Source organism: Streptomyces sp. NPDC041796 (genome assembly GCF_055590785.1).
Map to the genome: position 1 here is coordinate 17,992 of NZ_JBVJAH010000002.1, position 17,444 is coordinate 35,435.

The window sequence follows — 17,444 nt, forward strand, 5'->3', positions numbered from 1 at the left end:
CGAATGTCGCACCCCGCCGATGCCTCGGCACGTTGGGACACCCCCAGCCGCCCAGTGGTGGCACGCGCCCCGTCATGCCGCTCCGTGTCAGCGGCGTTCCGGGCAGCCCCGGACGAAAGCCGCCTGCCCCGCGTACTGGAGGTCCTCCGCCACGACACTGACGAGGCACACGCCACGTGTGACCGGAGGCGACCACGAGTCGTCCACGACGCGGTCCAGGTCCGCGTTCCGGATCCCGCGAACGAAACGGAGGCTCCGTTGGGTCGCCCGGGCGAATCTCCCCCCGGAGGCCGGCCGTTGGCCGGCGGCGGCCCGTTGGCCCCGGAACAGGCCGGATGCGCCACGCCCCCACCCGCCTCAAGCTGCTCGGCACCCGCTCCCCAGCCGCCCGCACCCGAACTGACCACGCAGCACCCCACCCCCGACGCGACAGCAGCGGGCGGCGCCTCCCCGGCACCGCAACAGCAAGCCCAGCGCGGACCACGACACACGACCAGCACCACGGCACAGCGGCACGGCAGCACGGCGGCGAACGGGGAGATGGCCAGCCAACCTCAACATCTGGACAGCCGGACAGCTGGCGAGGCCAGCGGAACGGCGCGGCCCGGCCCGGGCGGGGGCAACCGGACACTGGGACGACGGCACCGGGACGCCGGTCGACAGGACGGCGCAGGATCGGCCGGAGCAGCGGCACGGCGGCGCCGGCAGGGGGCCGGCAGGACGGGGGCGTCCGGGCGCGGGCGGCTACGCCGTCACGCTCGGGCTCACTTCACCGACGGACACCTGCTGGATCAGCCACCTCTCTGTCTGCCCGGGCCGCGGCGCCTGAGCCGGGCCCGAACCCCCTGACGATCAGCCACCCGGCCAGCCCCAGCTCCCACGCGAGCACCGGGAGCGCGGCCGCCGCCCCGGCCACGGAGAGCTGCGCGTAGGCCCCGAACATCACGGCGACGGCCGAGGCACAGATCAGCGGCCCGCCAACCAGCCCCAGCACGGCGATGAAGCGCGGCACGAGCCGTGCGCGGTACGCCAGGTAGGCAAGTAGAACGGTGTTCAGGCCGAGGGCGATGTTGGGCCCGAGCAGGAACGTCCAGTCGTGCACGGCCACCAGCGCGACGTCGGCGCCTGCCGCCGCGCCCGCGTCCCGCCGCAGGGTGACGAGCGCCAGGACGGCGACGATCCCGAGGGCGATAACGGCCGCCTCCAGCAACCGCCCGAAGGCGTACCCGAACGCGAGCCCCTCGCCGTGGCGCCGCAGGACGGGGAACAGCGCCGCCCCGGTACCGGCCACCGCCGCCACCAGTACCACCTCGCAAAGCACCCCTAGCAGCGCCCGCGTGTCGGCGCCGTGCGCGAGCCGGCCGTCCACCGCTCCCAGCAGGGGGCGGTACAGAAGGGCCCCGGCTATCGCGGCGGCCTCGGTCAGCAGGAACAGCGACCCGGTGGCCACCGCGGTTCTCCGGTCCGGACTCATCTACTCGGTACCCCTCACTCGGTGGTGGTGTACGCCGTACACCTGACGTGGAGCATAGGTGTACGTCGTACACTCGTCAAGGAGAGGGCGCTGTCGAGGAGGGAAAGGGCCGAACCGGAATGACCCGGCAGGAATCCACACACATGCATCGGATCCCCCTGAACAGGGACCGCGTTCTGCGCGCCGCCGTCGCGCTCGCCGACGCCACCGGCATAGACGCGCTCAGCATGCGCAGGCTCGCGCAGGAGCTGGACGTCGTACCGATGGCCCTCTACAAGCACGTGGCCAACAAGGAGGAGCTGCTCGACGGCATGGTCGACACCGTGGTCGGCGAGATCGACCCCCCGGCTGGGGGCCCCGACTGGCAGCGCGTGGTCCGCGGGCGGATCCTCTCTGCCCGGCGGGTCCTGCTGCGCCACCCCTGGGCGGCCCGGGTCATCGAGTCGCGGACCGCTCCCACCCCGGCCGTGCTGTCGTACCTGGACTCGATGGCCGGGAGCTTCCGGGACGGCGGCCTCTCCGCAGACCTTACGCACCACGTCATGCACGCGATGGGCAGCCGCCTGCTCGGCTTCAGCCAGGAACTGTTCGACACCTCGGGCCCTTCAGGCCCGCCGGACCCCGGGCTGGCGGCGCGCTACCCGCACATCGCGGAACTGGCCGCGACGGCCGCACACGACGGGGGTTCCACCGTCGGTGGCGGCTGCGACGACCAATTCGAGTTCGAATTCGCCCTGGACCTCCTCCTCGATGGCTTCGAAAACCTCCGCCGCCAAGGCTGGACGTCCACGCGGAAGGCGTAGCAGGTGGGGTGACCGCTCGCCGCCCGGAGCCGGTGGTGTATGCAGGGCGTTGTCGGCCCTGGGCGGGGCGCCGGGCCAGGTCGGCCAGCGGCAGACACCATGGCCGACGACCACCAGGACCGTTCCCACCTCGCTCATGGACCACCTTCAGCAGTCGCTCGACCGCATCCGCAGCCCCGTGAATGTCTCCACGCACAACGGCTCAGCCCTCAACACCCCACGCATTCAGGGGAATAGCCCGCTTTACGCTGAGCGGGTTGGGCGTGTGGGTCAGCGGAAGCAGGCAGTGAAGGTCGCGGCCAGGGCGTCCAGGGCCGATGCGTAGGCGTGTTCGGGAGGACGGCCGTAGCCGATGATGACTCCTTGTGCGGTAGAGGGGAGCGCGCGGCGTTCCGACAGGTAGCCGAGGGCGAGGCCGTGTGCCTCTGCGGCCGTGCGGACGTCGGCCTCGGTGGGCCCGCCCGGGGGAAGGACGGCCAGGGCGTGCAGGCCCGCGGCGATGCCGGTCAGGGAGATGGGAACGTCGGCGATGCGGCGGCGGAGCTCGTCGCGGCGGCGGAGGTACCGCTGACGGGAGGTGCGGATGTGCCGGTCGTAGCCGTGACGAGTGATCAGGTCGGCCAGGGTCAGCTGGCCGAGATGTTCGGTGTGGTGGTCGACGTGCAGCTTGGCGTCGACCACCGGGTCGATCAGGCGGGGCGGCAGGACCATCCAACCGATCCGCAGCGCCGGGCCGAGCGTCTTGGACGTCGTGCCCAGGTAAGCCACGTCCTCGGGGCCGGCGCCTTGCAGCGCGCCGACGGGCTTGCGGTCGTAGCGGAACTCCGCGTCGTAGTCGTTCTCGACGATCAAGCCGCTGGACGAGCGCGCCCAGTCCAGCAGGGCGCGCCGTCGGCCGGGATGGAGCGTCCGGCCCGTCGGGTACTGATGGGCCGGGGTGACCTCCACCGCGTCCGCCGCCAGACCGTCGACGAGATCGGCGCGGGCTCCCAGATCGTCGACTGGCAGCGGCACCACTCGTGCCCCGGTACGGCGGACCGCCTCGCGATGCAAGGGAACACCTGGGTCCTCCATGGCGAAGGTCCCGCCGACGACGGCGGCGAGCAGCGTCAGGCCCTGCAGATAGCCGTTGGTTATCACGATCGAATCCGGACGGGCCGACACGCCCCGTGCCCGCCCCAGATACCCGGCCAGTGCGGTCCGCAGCTCGGCGCGTCCCCGCGGATCGCCGTAGCCGAAGGCGTCGGCCGGAGCCGAGCCGAGGGCACGCCGCGACGACTCCAGCCACGCCGCCACCGGAAACGCCGATGCGTCCGGACTCCCCGGACGCAGGTCATGCCGTGGCCGCTCCGCCCGCGCCGGCTCGGCCGTGGCCACCGGCATGACCCCTGGCCGTAGCGCCACCACGGTGCCCGAACCCTGTCGCGCGGTCAGATACCCCTCCGCGATCAGCTGGTCGTACGCCGCCCGCACCGTGCCCCGCGCCAGCCCCAGGTCCTCCGCGAGCCTCGGCGTCGCCGGCAACCGCGTCCCGGGCGCCAGCCGCCCCGACCTCGCCGCAGCCCGCAACGCCCGCTCCAGCCCCGTCCGGAGCCCGTCGGCAGCATCCAGTTCCAGATGCAGGTCCAGGCCAGGATTGGGCCACTGATCCGCCATACGATTGGATCTTACCCGCGGCCCAATCGGCTCTTTAGGTTCGTCCAAGTGACCTTGATCGAACCTCTACAGAGCGGCTCTCCCCGGACCGGCCGGCTGCTCGCGACGGCCTACGGACTGACGATCGCGAACCTCTACTACTGCCAGCCCCTCCTCCCGCAGATCTCCCGGTCCATCGGCCCCCACGCGTCCGACCATCTCATCGCCGTCGGCCAGCTCGGCTACGTCCTCGCCCTGATCCTGATCGTCCCGCTCGGCGACATCGTCCCCCGCCGCCCCCTCCTCGCCGTCCTGCTCTGCGCCGACGCCGCCGCCCTCGGCCTGACCGCCGCCGCCCGCACCACCGGCATCCTCCTGGCCGCCGGATCACTCATCGGGCTCACCACCGCCGCCTTCGTCAACACCCTCATCCCCTACGCCGCCACCATGGCCGCACCCCACGAACGCGGACGCGCCGTCGGGACGATGCTCGCCAGCGGACTCACGGGCATCCTTCTGTCCCGCACCGTCGCCGGCCTGGTTTCGCAGGCCGTCGGCTGGCGTGCGCTGTTCACCGCGGCCGCGATCAGCACCCTGCTGCTCGCCGTCGTCCTCACCCGCGCCCTTCCACCCGCCCCACCCGACCTGCCCGTCCCGTACCGGTCCCAGCTTCACGCCACTCTTCGCCTCGCCGCCACCCACCGGCTGCTGCGACGCCGAGCCTTCATCGGAGGCTGCTCCTTCGCCGCCTTCGGCGTCTTCTGGTCGACCGCTGCCTTCCTCCTCTCCGAACCCCCCTACGGTTACGGCCCCGCCCAGATCGGGCTGCTGGCACTGGCCGGCGCCGCCGGAGCACTCATCGCCCGACCCATCGGCCGCGCCGCCGACCGAGCCGACCGCCGACGGCTCACCAGGACGGCACTGGTCCTCGGTGTGGCGTCCTTCGCCGCGCTCTGGGCCGGCGGCCACCACCTGGTCTGGCTCCTCATCGGGCTCTTCGCCATGGATACCGCCATCCACGCCACCCACCTGCTGAACATGAGCGTCGTCTACGGCATCGACGACGCCCGCGCCCGCGTCGCCTCGGTCTACATGACCGGCTACACCCTCGGCGGCATCGCCGGCGCGGCCCTCGGACCCGCCGCCTACACAGCCGGCGGCTGGACCGCGACCTGCCTCCTCGGCGCCGCCTTCCTCGCGATCGCCCTCACCGCGACCTTCAACCGAACGGAGAACCCGTGACACCCCAGCTGATCATCTTCGACAACGACGGCGTCCTCGTCGACAGCGAGCCCATCGCACACGGCGTGCTCTCCGGATACCTCACAGAACTGGGCTTCCCCTTCACCCTGGAAGAGTCCTACCGACACTTCCTCGGCAACGCCGGCCGCACCGTCCACAGGGTCGTCGCCCACAGATTCGGCGGCACACTGCCTGCGGACTTCACCACCCGCCTCCACGATCGGGTGTTCGCCGCCTTCCGGGAACAGCTGGACGCCGTCCAGGGCGCCTCCACCGTGCTCACCGAACTACGGCGCCGCAGCATTCCCTACTGCCTGGCATCCTCCTCCGACCACGCCTGGATCGACCTCACCCTCGACCGGACCGGCCTGCGCCCCCTCCTGCCACCTGACGTCGTCTTCAGCGCCCAGGACGTCCGAGGCGTCGGCAAACCCGCACCCGACCTCTTCCTCCACGCCGCCGCCGCACTCCACACCGACCCGCACGACTGCCTCGTCATCGAGGACAGCCCCAACGGCATCCGTGCGGCGAAGGCCGCCGGCATGCCCGTGCTCGGCTACACCGCCCTCACCCCCGCGAGCAGCCTCATCGGAGCGACGTCCTACATCACCCACTTGACCGGACTCCTCGACCACCTCGACCAGGACCATTGAATCCTGCGCGCCCTACTGAGCTCGCGCAGTGCCGTGCACGCGCCACGGTATGCGGAGCCCGAACACAGCGGACTCCACGGCGAACCCGCCGGGCTCCTTCCAGACCCACACCCGCCTGCCAATGCCGCCAACGGTCGGCAGGAGGTGCTGAACGGCTCCCAGGCCTCGAACCGGTACATGTCCCGGACGTCGATGTGCAGCTCGTCGCCCTGGTCGACGCCGCCGAGCTTGGGTCGAAGACGCGGTGGGGGTGCGTTCCAGGATGTACAGCCGTCGGACGGGGGCCTTTTCGGGGTCGACGTCGTCGCGGCGGACCCAGGTCTGGCGGGTGGCCAGGACGGCCGGGTTTCCGGCGTCGGCCGCGTCGGTGATCCGCTGGTAGGCGTCGGCGCGGTCGAGCTGCTCGCGGTCGATGAGGCGAGCGTCGGCACCCGTTTCGGCCGGGCGGGCTCCACGCTGTAGAGCCAGGCGTGGGTGGGATGGATGCACGCCTGGTCCGGTCGGGAGTGAGGTGCGGTGATGGGCACGACGTGGGAACCGTTCACGGCATTGGACGCGGCACTGGCTTCCGGGCTATCCAGGGGCGCTCAGCACCCCTTGGCCCAGGATGGAGATGCGGACCATCGCCACGCCCGCCAGGGTGGCGGTGGCCCGCACCGCGCCCTATCGGGTGCTCGCCCAGGACATCTTTGGTCTGTTGGAGGGCGAGCTGGGCGACGCCGAGCGAGGCGCCTGCGCGCAAGGCGGGTGTGGGGGCGGCCGGTCATCGGTGGTCGTCCCGATGGTGGCGACCAGGGCGGCGAGCGTCTCCCTGCCGCCGTGCCAAGCGCTGTCCAGGCAGTCATCGAGGAAGTCGTACGTCTCATCGCCCTGGCCGAGCAGCTCACGGGTTCTGGCCCTGGACAGCCGTTGTTCGGCGCGTTCAACGGCTTCGAGTCCAACGGGGCCATGCCCTGGCTGCGGCAGTGGGGTCGCCTCACCCGCCGGGCGACCGCATGGGCCTGGACGGTTGGTTGGTTCAGTTGGTGCTGAGGGTCAGGCTGTAGTGGTTCGGGGCGTCGTCGAGGGGCGGGAAGTACGACGTTCCGGAGCCGTGGACGCCGGAGCACTTCGGTCCCTTCAGGCCGCCGGAGGTCAAGCCCTGAGCCTGGTTGCCTGAGACGTAGGTGCCGCAGCTGCCACCGGGCTCGGTGCAGACGCTGGACTTGCCCAGGCCCGAGACCATCGTCGTGGTGCCGAAGTAGACCGGGTTGTTGTAGGACGTGACCTTGCCGCAGGTCCAGCCGGTGGTAACGCGCGACTTGCACATGTCGGCGCCCTCCGCCGCGCGGCTGCGCCCTTGACGGCGACGGGGCGGGCCTTGCCGTAGGTGTGGACGGACGTGGCGATCGAGTCGTCGGCGTCCACGGCCGCGATGCCCATGTCCACGCTTGGCTGGTCGGTCGCGTAGCGGGTGTGGGTGCCCTTGGCGAACTGGGAGCCGTTGTAGGAGAGGTCCGGGAGGTTCTCCAGGCAGTGGCCGACGCTCACCAGGTACTGCTTGCCGGAGGAGTCCCTGGCCCCGTAGCCGTCCGAGCAGTGCGTGCCGTTGAACGTCATCTTGGTGCCCGGGTAGACCGTGGTCTGGGCCGCGAGCGGCTGCTTGCCTGTCACGATCCGCACGGCGTCACCGTAGGACTTTGCCGACGTGGGGAAGGCGCGCGCCGCGCTGCTGGTGTCGTTGTGCACTTCGATGGTGACGGTGTCGGAGGCCAGGTCCACCGACCAGGCCGAGACGCCGGCGGGTGCCTGCTGGGTCGCCTCGGTGTCGAGCCGGCCTTGATGCGGTCGAGCGCGGCCTGGCCCGGCTGCGGTATCCGGGCACGCAGACCGGCTTCCTCGACCCTCTCGGCCGAGATGCGGTCGGCCACGTTGACCGTGAGCGTGTCGGCCGCGTCGAAGAACGCGCCGTCCGGCGTGACCGCGCCCTTGCCGAGGCCGGACAGGATGCGCTGCTGCTCGGCCTGCCGGTCCATGACGCCGCAGCGCCGTCTGCTCGTCGGCTCCCAGGCAATCGGCCAGCGCTGTGACCATCTGAGGCTCGTGACGGGGCTCGACCGGTGCCGGTCCGCCGGCCTGCGCGCCGGTGGCCGCTGACACCGACAGGAGCGCGCCGACCGCAGCCGCCGCCCCGCCGCATTGCGGCAGACCACTTTCCCGGCGTCCAGAGCGACCTCGCAATCGTCCGCCGTCACCCACCTCACACGGGCCTCCCCGCACTTCAGTGATCAGTGACGGGAACTCTAGGTCGGACCGCTGACAACGCCCGTCTACGAACTTTTCCGCCGCTGGTCCGCCGACGGCACCTGGGACCGGCTGCTGACCCGCGTCCAACAGCACTCCGACGCCGCCGGCAAGGTCGACTGCAGCATCGTCTGGGTCGACCCCACGAACGTGCGAGCCCTTCAGCACGCGGCCGGGGCCCGAAAAGGGGCCCTGCATCGCACGGAGCGGCCCGGGCCGGCCCCGGGCACGGCCCGACCGGGTCGTCGCCGACAAGGGCTACTCGTCCCTGAGGGTTCGCGCCTACCTCCGCCGACGCGGAGTCGCCGCAACGATCCCTGAACGGATCGACCAGATCAACGGCCGCATCCGCAGAGGCGAGAGCCGGTGTCGGCTGGACCGGACCGCATACCGGCGCCGCAACGTCGTCGGACACTGCTTCAACCGGATCGAGCAGAACAAGGCGCTCGCACGCGCTACGACAAACGAGCCCGCCGCTACCAGGCCCTGGTCACCATCGCCTGCCTGCGGCTATGGCTGCCATGACTTTGCGGACACGCCTTAGCCGCACCGGCGGAGTTGTGCCGGCGACGGCACGCACGCGGACTGCGAGAAGGCCACCGTCGCGCGGAAGCCGCGTGGCTCCGCCGCGGGCCCGTTCGACTGAGCTAGCCGCGCTCGGGTTCGTTATGGATGGTCAATGCTCCGGCGAGGTCGAGGTCGGCGACAGTGCCGTGTGCCCCGGCGCGGACGAGCAGCACCGCGCCGAGCGCCGTGCTCCAGAACGTCCTGGCTTCCACGCTGAGCGGTCGACGGGTCCTCCAGCCGCGACTGTCGATGAGCTGGCTCACGAAGCGCTCGGATTGCCGGAACAGCAATTGGAGGTGCTGGTCGACCACGTGGGCGAGTTCGGGCTTGGAGATCCCGGCGGCGAGTGCTCGCGCGACCGATGGGAGCGAGGGCATGGCCATTACGGCGCGGGCGACGTTGCGGCGAAATGCGGCCGCATCGGGGGCTTGGCGGCCGATGCGCTCAATCCGTCGGGCGTCGTGCAGCAAGCCGAGAAAGGCTGCGTGCACGAGCAGCGAGTCCTTGGACCCGAAGTGGTAGGTGACCTGGTTGGGGAAGACGCCTGCTGCGTTCGCGATCTCGGCGACGCTCACCTCAGCGCCGGGCCGTTCCTTGCAGAGCCGTGCAGTTGTCTCAATCAGTCGGCGCCTGGTCGCGCGACCGCGGTCACGTGACCGAGCCGACGTCGATCGACCTTCGGTTCGCTTCTTTTCCACTCCCGGATTGTATGTGATACAACAAGCATCGTTCACTTGTATCGCATACAAGAAAGGTTCAGGGCATGTACCGGACTGAAGTCGTCGTGACCGGACTCGGCGCGATCACGCCACTCGGTGGAGACGTGGAGTCCACATGGGCCGCCCTGCTTGCCGGCAAGTCCGGCATCCGCGGCGGCGTCCTGCCCGGCCACGAGGCCGTCGGCCTTCCTGGCACCGTCGCGGGGACGATGGCGATCGACCCCGCCGAGTCACTGCTGCCGGTGCAGGCCAGGCGGCTCGACCGCTCACAGCAGGCAGCCTTCACCGCGGCGGCCGAGGCCTGGGCCGATGCAGGCGCCCCGCGGGTGGACCCGGACCGGCTTGCATCAGCGATCGGCACGGGAATCGGGGGCGTACGGACGCTGCTGAAGGAAGACGACGCCCTTGAGGCGGCCGGGGCACGGCGTGTCTCGCCACGCACAGTCCCGATGCTCATGCCCAATGCGGCGGCAGCGCTGATCAGTATCGAATACGGGGCACGGGCCGGGGTCTACACGCCCGTCTCGGCGTGCTCTTCCGGTGCCGAGGCGATCGCCCTGGGGGCCAGGCTCATCCGCGCCGGCGAGGCGGACGTGGTCATCGCGGGTGGAACCGAGGCCGCGATCACACCGATCACCGTCGCCGGCTTCGCCCGAGCGCAAGCACTGTCGCGATACACCGCCGAACCCGCCTCAGCCTCCCGGCCGTTCGCCGCGGACCGCAGCGGATTCGTCCTCAGTGAAGGCGCTGCTGTCGTAGTGCTCGAAAGTGCCGAACACGCCAGCGCCCGAGGCGCGCGCGTCCATGCGATACTCGCGGGCGCCGGCATCGCCGCCGACGCCCACCACATCACGGCGCCCGCTCCCGACGGCTCCGGTCAGATCTCCGCCATGCGGAAGGCTCTCGCGCAAGCCGGCTTGGCTCCCGAGCAGATCAGCCACATCAACGCCCACGCCACCGGAACTCCAGTCGGCGACGTCGCAGAGGCACACGCGATCGGAGAGGTCTTCGGCCGCGCCACCGTGACAGCCCCCAAGGCGGCGCTCGGCCATCTCTTCGGCGCCGCCGGCGCAATCGAGGCGCTCATCGCGGTCCTCAGTGTGAAGCACGGTGCCATCCCGCCGACCCGCAACCTCACTGCAGCCGGCGTGGATCCCGACATCGACCTCGATGTCGTCGCAGAGCGGCGAGACGTCCCCCAGGAAGCCGTGCTCAGCAACTCCTTCGGCTTCGGTGGGCAGAACGTCTCACTCATCGTCATCGGCGCACGGAACCACGCGTCGAGTACGGTGTCGACCACATCATGACCCATACTGTCCCGCGATCACCTGTACGCAACCTGGCATGATCGATGGGTGTCCAGTGAATCTACGCGGCCGGACCGCACGAAGTATGTCCTGTTCGACGTCGACGGCACGTTGATCGACGCGGTGAGCAACCAGCGCAAGGTCTGGGGAACCTGGGCGGAGCGGTACGGGCTGGATGCGGACGAGGTCTACCGGGTGGCTCTGCGGACGCGGCCGATGGAGACGTTCGCCCAGATCGCTGCGGACCGAGACCCGCGTGAGTGCCTGGCCGCGCTGCACGAGCTGGAGGATACCGGTATTCGACCGACCATCAGGTCGTCATCGACGCCGACACCCGACTCGTGGTCGCCGTCGGCCGGCAACCGCAACGACTGCAAGGCATGGGAGCTGTCCGGGCGCGGCAGGACGCCGTCGGCCGTACCACGGCGATCACGGACGGCGGCTATCGGGACACCGGTCTGGTCGTCCCGCACTGCCGCGAGCCCGGCCAGACAGAACTCCCGGCGCGGAAACAGGAACACGACACCTCCCACCGCAAGGTCCGCGCCCGCGCTGAGCACGTCTTCGCCCGCATGAAGAACTGGAAGATCCTTCGCGACTGCCGCCTAGAAGGCGACGGTGTCCACCACGCCGTGCTCGGCATCGCCCGCCTGCACAACCTAGCCCTGGCCGGATAGGAGGCAAGAGCAGGAGCGATACCCCATACGACGGTCATAGATCACGGGACAAGACTTAGTGCCGCCGACAGGCTTTTATCAGACCGCTCGGTCGCAGACTGCACGCCGCGAACTGCCCTGCGGCGGCGCCTGGGTCCCCAGCCGGCCGGGAAGAGGCGGCCTGCAAGGCACCACCTGGCCTTTGCATAGTGGCCGCGAGGCGCTTGGTGGGTCGGTCCGCAGTGTGCGGTAAGGGCCCCAGGCGGGCGCTTCCACTGGCGCCCCGCCTCAGATGAGCCCGCGCTACCAGGTGTCCACGAGCCCGTCTTGAAGCGAGAGCCACGCCGGGCAACGGCCACCGTCACCATCACGCTCGGACACCCCGTCGCGCTCGAGAACGCCCGGACCTTCCGGTATCGCGGCCGTGCCGGCTCGGTCACCGTGACAGGGCTCGTGTCCTGACGCACTCTCAACTCCGCGCCCCGTCGGATGCAGCGATCTCAGGGCGGGGGTGCGGCGGCTCGTACGGCTTGGTGGACCGCGCGGGCCAGACGGGCGCCCCAGAGCGAGCGGGGGCCGGCGAAGGCGTGGACGTCGTCTCCGGGGCGGGGGGTGCGGGCAGCTATGCACAGGGCGTCGGTCGGCGTGCCCGAGCAGTCGTAGCCGGCCTCCAGGAGTGCCTGGACCTTGGCCTCCGTGGCGGTGGAGGCCGCGTTGACCAGTGCGGCGTCGTTCAGCGCCGCAGGAACCGCGACGACGATGTTGATCGTGCCCGGCCCTGCCGGCACGGCCGTGCCCTCGGCCGGGGAGGCGGCCCAGTGGCGCACGCCGAGTCCCGCGGTGACGACGGCTTCGACGCAGCCGTCGTGCCCGCGGCCGTAGGCCGTCACGTCTGCGGCAGTCATCAGCCCGACTCCCGCCCCGCTTCGCATGCCCGAGTCCTCCCCCAGTTGTGCGAGGTGGCGGTCGGGATCGGTGCGCCGGTAGCCGTGCGGGACCTGCGCGTTGAGGACCCAACTCCGCTCGCCGATCCCTCCGCCCAGCATGGCGCTGCTGATCATCCGCCAGCCGGGGCCGGCCCGCCACAGCAGCGCGTGGAGCCGCTCACCGTCCTCCATGCGGGTCAGCTGCCGCACCGGCAGCAGGCGGGTTGCGCCGCGGGTGGGCGGGACGACGGCGGTCACGGTGGCGGAACTCCTTGCGGCACGGGGACGCGCCGATCGTACGGGGCGTCGGATGTCACCCGGGCGGCGGCCACCGTCGCCCCGTACCGCTGAGCCGGCTCGTCCGGCGCTGCGTCGGTGTCCGCGGGTCCCCCTCCCCCCTCGGGCGCCTCCCGAGGGCGAAGGGGCCCGGACGGTCCTGCGGCCTGTCGTCACCAGGTCCGGAAGGCCGGGAACGGCCGCCGGTCGCCGGGGTGTGCTCGTCCCGGCGGGCCTCGGTGGCCCGGCACGGTCGCATCGAGGGTGCGCGGCCGGCCGCCGTCAGCCGGCCGTCGGCGCCGTCCGGTCGTCGACGGGGATGCCGAGTCTCCCGGCCACCGTGGACAGGGTCGGTCCGAGGGGGAGCGCGACGCGGCTGCGGGCGTGCGGGTCGCCCCGGGTCGGGTCCCGGTTGACGATCACTACCGGTTTCCCCTCGTCGGCCGCCAGGCGGACGAGCCGGAGGCCGGACATCACGGTGAGCGAGGACCCCAGGACCAGCAACGAGGTCGCCCCCCGGACCAGCTCGCGGCAGTGCGCGATCCGTCCCGGGGAAACTGCTTCGCCGAAGAACACCACGTCCGGCTTGAGGATGCCGCCGCAAAGCGCGCAGGGCACTACATGGAAGTCCCCGACCTGCTCGTCCGTGAGGTCGGCGTCACCGTCCGGGTTGATACCGGCGGCCGCCGGTTCGAAGCCCGCGTTGGCCCCCTCCAGCCGCCGGGCCAGTTCACCGCGCGTGCTGGAGGCGCCACAGGAGAGACAGAGGACCCGGGCCAGGCTCCCGTGGAGCTCCACGACGTCCTCGCTCCCGGCGGCCTGGTGCAATCCGTCGACGTTCTGGGTGATCACGCTCGAGAGCAGGCCGTGCCGCTCGAAAGCGGCCACGGCCCGGTGCCCGGCGTTCGGCCGCGCGCGACCGAACGTTCGCCATCCCAGGTGGCTGCGCGCCCAGTAACGGCGCCGGGCCCGGGCGTCGGCGGTGAATTCCTGGTAGGTCATCGGGGTGTGCCGGCTCAGGCTCCCGCCTTCGCCCCGGTAGTCGGGGATGCCGGACTCCGTGGAGATCCCGGCCCCGCTGAGCACCAGCACACCGCCGGCGCTCAGCGCGTCGACGACCGGCGCTGGATCGGTGGTGCCCGGCGGCCAGTTCTCGGTGGGGGCCCAGCTCAGAGTGGGGCGCATGCGCATGCCGCCAGGGTACGGAACCGCCCCCGCCTCCCGCCTCCGCTCAGCGGGCACGAAGCGCGGTGGGGCGGCGATACTGGGAGCGTGGCGGACAGCGAACGTCAGACGGACCGGCGGCTGGAACGAGCCATTCTGGAACTCCTGCAAGGTCGAGGTCCGGCCGCGACGATCTGCCCCTCCGACGCCGCACGGGCGGTGTACGAGGGGGACGACGACGGCTGGCGTGCGCTCATGGAACCCGCCCGCCGCGCGGCCCGGCGGCTGGTGGCCGCCGGAGAGGTGGACATCACCCAGGGCGGCCGACCCGTCGAGCCGTCGGGGGCCCGCGGCCCGATCCGTATCCGCCGCGCCCGCCGGCCCGGCACACCACCCGGCTCACCGCCCCGCCACCGGTAGCATCCGGCGCGGGCACCGCCCCGCCACCGGTAGCATCCGGCGCGGGACGGACGCCCGTCCGTGGTGACGTGGGAGAGCGGCTCACGGCGACCCGGCCCGGCGTGCGGTCTACTACCGGATGACGGCTCGCAACCGTGTCTGGCTGGCCAAGCGGCACCTGCCGGCGCCGCTCGTTTCTCTCTACCTCGGGATGTGGGCGGGCCTGACGGTGACCCACACGCGGTCCTGGGCCGGTTTGCGGGCCTGGTTGGGCGGGTTCGCCGAAGGGCTCAGGACGTCCGGCGGCCCGCGCCACCCCCTGCGGTGGCGGACGGTATGGCGGCTGACCCGGCTGGGCAGCCCGCCGGTCATCTAGACCACGGTGGCTGGCCCGAGCCAGTCCGGCGCTGCGGCCGGAGGGGTCCTAGGGCCACTTCACGCAGCGGTCGACGCCTTCTGCTATACGGCCGCCAGCAGCCCAGGCAGTGTCTGCTGCAGCTGGTCGCGGCCACAGGTGAACATCCGGCGTGCGGCAGCGACGTCCTCGGCGCGGCGCGATGCCTCACCGGCCCAGGACGGTGTCCGTCCCGCCACGGCCTTGGCGGCGCTCGCTGCGAGTCAGGGCCTGGTTCTTGTCAGGAGGTGGCCGTATCAGCGTTGAAGCGCGCGCGTACTGCGGGGTTGTCGAGCAGCCGGTCCGGGTAACCGGGCCCGGTGCGCACGGCCGTGTCCTCGTGGCGCAGGGGCTCGCTGCAGGAGGAGCAGACCACCGTTGCGCGGGTGTCGTGGCCGCAGGTCGTGTGGTGCATGATCACCGGAATGCCCTCGTCGCCGGTCTGCCAGCGGTCGCCCCAGGCGTTGATCGCGGCCAGCACACCGAAGAAGTCACGGCCCTTGTCCGTCAGCAGGTACTCATGGCGGACGGGGTCGGTCTGGTAGGCGCGGCGCTGGAGCATTCCCATCCCTTCCAGGCGTCGCAGGCGGTCGGCGAGGGTGTTGCGGGCGATGCCGAGTGAGTCGATGAAGCCGTCGAAACGGGACTCGCCGTAGAAGACCTCGCGCAGCACGAGCAGCGTCCAGCCGTCGCCGAGGATGTCCACGGTGCGGGCGATGGAGCAGGGCCAGCCATCGAACGAGGTGCGTCTCATACCACCCACCTTATCAGTCTCATCATGAGATGAACTTGTGCCGATCTCCGCAGGCAGCTACCGTCCAGTAAGTCTCATCATGCAACTGAGGAGGAAGGCTGATGATGTCCACATCCGCGGACACTGCCGAGGTCACCGTCGAGCGGGACGGACACGTCTTGTTGATGGGCCTGAACCGTCCTGCTAAACGCAACGCCTTCACCCGGCGCATGCTCGCCGAGCTTGCCGCCGCCTACGGCCTGCTGGAGTCCGACGACGACCTGTGGTGCGGGGTGCTGTTCGCCCACGGCGACCACTTCACCGGCGGCCTGGACATGCTCGACGTCGGCGCGGAACTGGCTTCGGGGAAGTTCGACGCACCCGAGGGCAGCCGTGACCCCTGGCGCCTGGACGGACCCTGGACCAAGCCGGTCGTCGCCGCCGCGCAGGGCTGGGTGATGACCCTCGGGATCGAGCTGCTGCTCGCCGCCGACATACGCGTGGCGTCCCGGGACGCGCGCTTCGCCCAGTATGAGATCCGCCGTGGCATCTACCCCTTCGGCGGCGCCACCTTCCGCTTCCCCCAGCAGGCCGGCTGGGGCAACGCCATGCGCTGGATCCTCACCGGTGAGGAGTTCGACGCCGCTGAGGCCCACCGCCTCGGCCTGGTGCAGGAACTCGCCGACGACGGACCGGCCACGCTCGAGCGCGCCATCCAGATCGCCCGGGTCATTGCCGAAAAGTCAGCCCCGCTGGGGGTCAGGACCGTCTTCAACTCCGCCCACCTGGCGCACGAATCCGGGGAGAGGGCCGCGATCGAGCGGCTGCGCCCTGACATCGCCCGCCTCTTCGCCACCGCTGACGGCGCCGAAGGCATCCAGTCCTTCATCGAGCGCCGCGACGCCGCCTTCACCGGCCGCTGACCAGCCCGAACGACATCATCAGGAGACCTGCTGTGACCACTGCGAACCTGTTCGATCTTCCGCCCGACATCGCCGAGGCGCGTGAGTGGGCCCACGGCTTCGCCGAGAAGTACGTACGCCCCGTCGCCGCCGACTACGACGAGCGCGAGGAGATGCCCTGGGCCGTGATCGAGGAAGCCGCCAGGATCGGCCTCTACACCCCCGAGTTCGCACTGCAGATGATCGCCGACCCCACCGGGCTCCTGCAGCCCGTGGTCGCCGAGGAGATCTTCTGGGGCGACGGCGGCATGGGCCAGGCCCTGCTGGGCACCTTTCTCCCCGCCGCGGCCCTGTTCGGCGCTGCCACCAAGGAGCAGATCGACACCTGGCTGCCCGCCTTCTTCGGCACCCCCGGTGACCTGGCCGTCGCCGCCCTGTGCGCCAGCGAGCCGAACGCCGGCAGCGACGCCGCCGCCATCCGCACCCACGCCCGCTACGACGAAGCCACCAAGGAATGGGTGCTCAACGGCACCAAGACCTGGGCCACCAACGGCGGCATCGCGAGCGTCCACGTCGTCAACGCGGTCACCGACCCCGCCCTCGGCGCCCGCGGCCACGCGCTGTTCCTCATCCCCCCGGGCACGCGCGGCCTCAGCCAGGGCCAGAAGTTCCACAAGCACGGCCTGCGCGCCTCCCACACCGCCGAGGTCGTCCTCGACGACGTACGCATCCCCGCCGACCTGGTCCTCGGCGGCAAGGAAGCCCTCGACCAGCGCCTGGCCGCAGCCCGCGAAGGATCCCGTGTCCGCGTCCCCGCGGCCATGGCCACCTTCGAGATGACCCGGCCCGGCATCGGCGCGATGGCCGTCGGCGTGGCCCGCGCCGCCTACGAGTACGCCCTCGAATACGCAGGCCTCCGCGAACAGTTCGGCCGCCCCATCATCGACAACCAGGCCGTCGCCTTCACCCTGGCCGACATGGCCATGGAGATCGACGCCGCCCGCCTTCTGGTCTGGCGCGCCAGCCACATGATGACGCGCGGCAAGCCCTTCACCCGCGCCGAGGGCAGCATGGCCAAGCTCAAGGCCAGCGAGGTCGCCGTCCGCACCACCGAACGCGCGATCCAGATCCTCGGCGGCAACGGCTACACCCGCGACTACCCCGTCGAACGCTGGGCCCGCGACGCCAAGATCTTCACCATCTACGAAGGCACCAGCGAGATCCAGCGCCTCGCCATCAGCCGCGCCCTGTCCGGCCGCCGCATCCGGTAAGCGCCCCGGCACTACCCCGCTGCGCGCGGTACGCCCGCAC

The 17,444-nt window shown here is 71.2% G+C and carries 16 protein-coding genes and 6 pseudogenes; 13 read left to right on the top strand and 9 right to left on the bottom strand.

All coding sequences use genetic code 11. The features are described 5' to 3' along the window. Positions 1-87: 87 nt before the first annotated feature. Positions 88-255, bottom strand: a pseudogene (locus tag ACZ6C1_RS03430) (mycothiol transferase); the annotation flags it as partial. Positions 256-769: 514 nt separating this feature from the next. Further along, positions 770-1,474 (bottom strand): DUF4386 domain-containing protein, encoded by a 705-nt coding sequence (locus ACZ6C1_RS03435; protein WP_469237224.1) that lies wholly within the window; start codon positions 1,472-1,474, stop codon positions 770-772. A gap of 119 nt (positions 1,475-1,593) precedes the next feature. Here ACZ6C1_RS03435 and ACZ6C1_RS03440 point away from each other — a divergent pair, with 119 nt between their 5' ends. Continuing rightward, positions 1,594-2,277 (top strand): TetR/AcrR family transcriptional regulator C-terminal domain-containing protein, encoded by a 684-nt coding sequence (locus ACZ6C1_RS03440; RefSeq protein ID WP_469237227.1) that lies wholly within the window; start codon positions 1,594-1,596, stop codon positions 2,275-2,277. Positions 2,278-2,356: 79 nt separating this feature from the next. Here the strand turns inward: ACZ6C1_RS03440 and ACZ6C1_RS03445 are convergent. Together ACZ6C1_RS03445 and pdxR are read right to left on the bottom strand one after the other, a co-directional pair. After that, positions 2,357-2,502 (bottom strand): annotated as a pseudogene (locus ACZ6C1_RS03445) (IS5/IS1182 family transposase); the annotation flags it as partial. A gap of 45 nt (positions 2,503-2,547) precedes the next feature. Beyond that, a complete protein-coding gene (gene pdxR / locus ACZ6C1_RS03450; RefSeq protein WP_469237228.1) occupies positions 2,548-3,933 on the bottom strand; it encodes a MocR-like pyridoxine biosynthesis transcription factor PdxR in 1,386 nt (461 codons plus the stop codon). 48 nt (positions 3,934-3,981) lie between these two features. Between pdxR and ACZ6C1_RS03455 the strand changes: the two genes are divergently transcribed. The 4 genes from ACZ6C1_RS03455 (at position 3,982) to ACZ6C1_RS03470 (ending at position 6,839) form a co-directional block, all read left to right on the top strand. After that, entirely contained in the window at positions 3,982-5,154 is a 1,173-nt protein-coding gene (locus tag ACZ6C1_RS03455; protein ID WP_469237231.1) for an MFS transporter, read from the top strand. After that, positions 5,151-5,807 (top strand): HAD family hydrolase, encoded by a 657-nt coding sequence (locus ACZ6C1_RS03460; protein WP_469237233.1) that lies wholly within the window; start codon positions 5,151-5,153, stop codon positions 5,805-5,807. The genes ACZ6C1_RS03455 and ACZ6C1_RS03460 overlap by 4 nt, the downstream gene beginning before the upstream one ends. Before the next feature lie 228 nt (positions 5,808-6,035). Beyond that, on the top strand, positions 6,036-6,269 hold the full coding sequence (locus ACZ6C1_RS03465) for a hypothetical protein (protein WP_469237235.1): 234 nt from the start codon (positions 6,036-6,038) through the stop codon (positions 6,267-6,269). Between the two features lie 357 nt (positions 6,270-6,626). Then, positions 6,627-6,839, top strand: coding sequence for a hypothetical protein (locus ACZ6C1_RS03470; RefSeq protein WP_469237237.1), 213 nt, complete (start codon positions 6,627-6,629; stop codon positions 6,837-6,839). Here ACZ6C1_RS03470 and ACZ6C1_RS03475 read toward each other — a convergent pair. Then, positions 6,826-8,027: pseudogene (locus tag ACZ6C1_RS03475) on the bottom strand (S1 family peptidase). The gene ACZ6C1_RS03470 and the pseudogene ACZ6C1_RS03475 overlap by 14 nt on opposite strands. Positions 8,028-8,096: 69 nt before the next feature. Between ACZ6C1_RS03475 and ACZ6C1_RS03480 the strand changes: the two are divergent. Continuing rightward, positions 8,097-8,615, top strand: a pseudogene (locus tag ACZ6C1_RS03480) (transposase); the annotation flags it as partial. A gap of 122 nt (positions 8,616-8,737) precedes the next feature. Here the strand turns inward: ACZ6C1_RS03480 and ACZ6C1_RS03485 are convergent. Continuing rightward, entirely contained in the window at positions 8,738-9,355 is a 618-nt protein-coding gene (locus ACZ6C1_RS03485; protein ID WP_469237239.1) for a TetR/AcrR family transcriptional regulator, read from the bottom strand. A 65-nt stretch (positions 9,356-9,420) separates the two neighbouring features. On the opposite strand from ACZ6C1_RS03485, the gene ACZ6C1_RS03490 reads away from it, so the two are divergent. The 3 genes and pseudogenes from ACZ6C1_RS03490 (at position 9,421) to ACZ6C1_RS03500 (ending at position 11,360) form a co-directional block, all read left to right on the top strand. Further along, positions 9,421-10,683: a beta-ketoacyl-[acyl-carrier-protein] synthase family protein gene (locus tag ACZ6C1_RS03490; RefSeq protein WP_469237241.1), complete on the top strand. Its 1,263-nt coding sequence runs from the start codon at positions 9,421-9,423 to the stop codon at positions 10,681-10,683. Positions 10,684-10,731: 48 nt separating this feature from the next. Continuing rightward, positions 10,732-10,986, top strand: a pseudogene (locus ACZ6C1_RS03495) (phosphatase); the annotation flags it as partial. Further along, positions 10,944-11,360 (top strand): transposase, encoded by a 417-nt coding sequence (locus ACZ6C1_RS03500; protein ID WP_469237243.1) that lies wholly within the window; start codon positions 10,944-10,946, stop codon positions 11,358-11,360. The pseudogene ACZ6C1_RS03495 and the gene ACZ6C1_RS03500, both read left to right, overlap by 43 nt. Before the next feature lie 479 nt (positions 11,361-11,839). Here the strand turns inward: ACZ6C1_RS03500 and ACZ6C1_RS03505 are convergent, their stop codons facing one another. Together ACZ6C1_RS03505 and ACZ6C1_RS03510 are read right to left on the bottom strand one after the other, a co-directional pair. After that, positions 11,840-12,523: an adenosylcobinamide amidohydrolase gene (locus ACZ6C1_RS03505; RefSeq protein ID WP_469237245.1), complete on the bottom strand. Its 684-nt coding sequence runs from the start codon at positions 12,521-12,523 to the stop codon at positions 11,840-11,842. 300 nt (positions 12,524-12,823) lie between these two features. Further along, positions 12,824-13,732 carry an NAD-dependent protein deacetylase gene (locus ACZ6C1_RS03510; protein WP_469237246.1) on the bottom strand — a complete coding sequence of 303 codons (909 nt, stop codon included), beginning with the start codon at positions 13,730-13,732 and terminating at the stop codon, positions 12,824-12,826. 81 nt (positions 13,733-13,813) lie between these two features. On the opposite strand from ACZ6C1_RS03510, the gene ACZ6C1_RS03515 reads away from it, so the two are divergent. Then, positions 13,814-14,125, top strand: coding sequence for a DUF3253 domain-containing protein (locus ACZ6C1_RS03515; protein WP_469237247.1), 312 nt, complete (start codon positions 13,814-13,816; stop codon positions 14,123-14,125). A gap of 91 nt (positions 14,126-14,216) precedes the next feature. Next, positions 14,217-14,480, top strand: a pseudogene (locus ACZ6C1_RS03520) (glycosyltransferase family 2 protein); the annotation flags it as partial. A 259-nt stretch (positions 14,481-14,739) separates the two neighbouring features. Here the strand turns inward: ACZ6C1_RS03520 and ACZ6C1_RS03525 are convergent. Further along, complete coding sequence (locus ACZ6C1_RS03525; RefSeq protein ID WP_469237248.1) at positions 14,740-15,252, bottom strand: winged helix-turn-helix transcriptional regulator; 513 nt, start codon at positions 15,250-15,252, stop codon at positions 14,740-14,742. 101 nt (positions 15,253-15,353) lie between these two features. On the opposite strand from ACZ6C1_RS03525, the gene ACZ6C1_RS03530 reads away from it, so the two are divergent. Together ACZ6C1_RS03530 and ACZ6C1_RS03535 are read left to right on the top strand one after the other, a co-directional pair. Next, entirely contained in the window at positions 15,354-16,154 is an 801-nt protein-coding gene (locus ACZ6C1_RS03530) for a crotonase/enoyl-CoA hydratase family protein (protein WP_469237249.1), read from the top strand. A 32-nt stretch (positions 16,155-16,186) separates the two neighbouring features. Next, positions 16,187-17,404 (top strand): acyl-CoA dehydrogenase family protein, encoded by a 1,218-nt coding sequence (locus ACZ6C1_RS03535; protein ID WP_469237250.1) that lies wholly within the window; start codon positions 16,187-16,189, stop codon positions 17,402-17,404. Positions 17,405-17,444 lie beyond the last annotated feature (40 nt).

What these genes read in the sequence shown, in the direction of transcription:
- ACZ6C1_RS03435 (WP_469237224.1), bottom strand. Translation starts at nt 1,474, where the DNA reads ATGAGTCCGGACCGGAGAACCGCGGTGGCCACCGGGTCGCTGTTCCTG.
- ACZ6C1_RS03440 (WP_469237227.1), top strand. Translation starts at nt 1,594, where the DNA reads ATGACCCGGCAGGAATCCACACACATGCATCGGATCCCCCTGAACAGG.
- pdxR (WP_469237228.1), bottom strand. Translation starts at nt 3,933, where the DNA reads ATGGCGGATCAGTGGCCCAATCCTGGCCTGGACCTGCATCTGGAACTG.
- ACZ6C1_RS03490 (WP_469237241.1), top strand. Translation starts at nt 9,421, where the DNA reads ATGTACCGGACTGAAGTCGTCGTGACCGGACTCGGCGCGATCACGCCA.
- ACZ6C1_RS03510 (WP_469237246.1), bottom strand. Translation starts at nt 13,732, where the DNA reads ATGCGCATGCGCCCCACTCTGAGCTGGGCCCCCACCGAGAACTGGCCG.
- ACZ6C1_RS03525 (WP_469237248.1), bottom strand. Translation starts at nt 15,252, where the DNA reads ATGAGACGCACCTCGTTCGATGGCTGGCCCTGCTCCATCGCCCGCACC.
- ACZ6C1_RS03530 (WP_469237249.1), top strand. Translation starts at nt 15,354, where the DNA reads ATGATGTCCACATCCGCGGACACTGCCGAGGTCACCGTCGAGCGGGAC.